This window comes from Ferroplasma sp. Type II (genome assembly GCF_000496155.1).
Genome location: NZ_KI542764.1, coordinates 29,210 through 30,837, shown reverse-complemented (window position 1 = coordinate 30,837; position 1,628 = coordinate 29,210). Strand labels below are relative to the sequence as shown.

2 protein-coding genes and 2 pseudogenes are annotated in these 1,628 nt (G+C 35.3%); all 4 read left to right on the top strand.

All coding sequences use genetic code 11. The features are described 5' to 3' along the window. Positions 1–488: pseudogene (locus tag AMDU4_RS10550) on the top strand (hypothetical protein); the annotation flags it as partial. Positions 489–763: 275 nt separating this feature from the next. Continuing rightward, positions 764–946: a hypothetical protein gene (locus AMDU4_RS10545; protein WP_021787960.1), complete on the top strand. Its 183-nt coding sequence runs from the start codon at positions 764–766 to the stop codon at positions 944–946. A gap of 74 nt (positions 947–1,020) precedes the next feature. Next, positions 1,021–1,284 (top strand): AAA family ATPase, encoded by a 264-nt coding sequence (locus AMDU4_RS10540; RefSeq protein ID WP_290705056.1) that lies wholly within the window; start codon positions 1,021–1,023, stop codon positions 1,282–1,284. A gap of 131 nt (positions 1,285–1,415) precedes the next feature. After that, a pseudogene (locus AMDU4_RS10535) lies at positions 1,416–1,628 on the top strand (AAA family ATPase); the annotation flags it as partial.

Genomic DNA, 1,628 nt, shown 5'->3' with positions numbered 1-1,628 from the left:
TTCCATATGGCAGGGAGGTATTTTATAAGCTCATTCCGGAACGGGTTGAGTTTTTAACGACTTATTTAGACGACATGGCTGGAAATCACAAAATGCCTGTAACAACAAAAAAATCAAATAACAATGCATCCTTTTCTAAGTGCAGAAGGTGTTATGACCATCTGGCAGGACATGATGGTGTAATGCTTCTGAAAATATTTTTACTGAAAAAATGGCTTAAACAGATAAATGACAAACCCGAATTTGATCTAACTGATAAGGGCGAAATAAATATGATGAGGCTTGGAGTTAAGATTCCTGTGAAAAGGAGACATGGAAGAATTTTTGCATATGGATGCAGAGACTTAACAGAAAAAGAATTTCATCTGGGAGGTTCCCTGGGTTCAGAAGTCATGAAGGCACTTATTGCAGGGGAGTTCATTTCTCTACATGAAAATTCAAGAATCATAACCGTCATAAAACCCATAAAGGATTGGATTGAGGCATAAAATACTAAATTCCAAACTTTAATTCGATTCTTTTTAATTATTCCTTACAATTCAATCAGAAAGAACACCACTGAGTTAACAACATCGATGAATTCTCTGGAAGACATGTACATTTATTCAATAAATAATAAATTAATTAAATATTTTCAGAAGTTGCCCGTGGTGGAATTTTTAAAACGTTCTAAATAATATTAATTTTTAAATATTTATCATAAATTACCAAGTTCAAAGATTAGTAATGCTTCTGTAGGGATGCATTATATACTATCATTTCCATGATATCTGAAGAGAAGGCAAAAAAATATTCTTTAAAGATTACCAAAGAAAAAAGGAAAAACCAGAAAATAACAATTATAAAAACTAAGATAGACATGGATAAATTAAGCAATAAAACAGTAAACACATTAAAGATGCTATTTTTAGAATCCAAATGGCTGTTCTCCCTTAATATTTGCTGAACATAATGCGCATTATCTAAAGATTTTGCTCATTATAATGCGCAAAAATAAAATACCCTACGAAATATCGTGTCATGATTCAAAAATCGCTTATGCGAACAGTGATCCAGGATCAACTGACTGAAATCGAGAGATCGGATCACATTGTCCCAAGAGATGCTTTTGACCTTGGATTAAGTTACAACGGTTCCTCCGCATTTATCATCAAAGGGATCAGGAGGTGTGGCAAGAGCACAATGCTAAAGCAGATTATCAACAGCAGGTTCCGGGATTCTTTTTTCTATTTCAATTTTGACGATGAACGAATATCAGGATTTGCAGTAGAAGATTTTCAGTAGAAGATTTTCAGGTACTGATGGAGACTTTTATGGAGTTGTTCGGGGACATGAGAAATGTGTTCTTCGATGAGATCCAGAATGTAAAAGGCTGGGAACTGTTCATCAATTGACTTCTTCGGGAGGGATATAGGGTATTTATCACAGGGTCAAATTCTAATCTCTTGAGCAGGGAACTTGGAACCCACTTGACTGGAAGACATGTGGACATGGAGCTCTATCCTTTCTCATTTCTTGAATTCCTAAGGACAAGGAACATAGATTTACCGAGGAACGACTATTCTACTCAATGGAAAGCAACGGCTGCTAGATTGTTCAACGAGTACTACTTGTCCGGAGAAATGCCT